1 pseudogene is annotated in these 714 nt (G+C 31.5%); it reads right to left on the bottom strand.

Going from position 1 to position 714, the window contains the following annotated elements:
• A pseudogene (locus IEW58_RS14220) lies at window positions 1-714 on the bottom strand (ISL3-like element IS1181 family transposase); the annotation flags it as partial.

Below are 714 nucleotides of genomic sequence, written 5' to 3'. Positions count from 1 at the left end.
GTCAGATGAGCGTTTATAAGCCTTAAAAGATTTATTCCATCTGTATTTACTAAATATGGTTTTACTAGTATCCATCAATAGAACTTTCCAGTTATTCTTAAAAATTGTATAATTAGGTCCTTTTTTATTACGGTATTCATTCATAACTTGTACACGATACTTATTAAGTTCCCTATTTAAATGTTGAACGATATGGAATCTGTCAAAAATAATAGCTGCATTAGGAAATAGGTCGCGAAATAATCGGACATAGGGTTCATACATGTCAATAGTAACCGTCTTAACTTGTTGTCGATTTTTTAAATCGAATCGCTCGAAATAGGCACGCAAGAATCTTGTAGTTCTATTTTCTAAAATATCTATAACATCATGAGTATCATTATCTATAAAAATGAAACTCATTGATCCAGTTACATTTTTAACGCTTTTAAATTCATCCATAGCGATGTGTTCTGGCAAACAATTAAACGGTTTAATTCGTAATGAATTAGCCGCTTTAGTTCTAATACGACTTACAGTAGATGGAGAGATACAGTTATCTTCTGCAGTATCAATCTCTGTTTTAACTTTAGTAGCTTCTTCTATAACTTTTTGAGTAACACATCTTGAGATAAAACACGACTCATCAACAATTGACGTTTTAGCAGTAAAAGTGCCATTGCATTCTAAGCATTTAAAACGTTGTTTAGCTAAGTTGAGGTATGTGTTATACCC

This window comes from Tsuneonella deserti (assembly GCF_014644315.1).
GTDB lineage: Bacteria > Pseudomonadota > Alphaproteobacteria > Sphingomonadales > Sphingomonadaceae > Tsuneonella > Tsuneonella deserti.
This window is presented reverse-complemented; position numbering and strand designations above follow the sequence as displayed.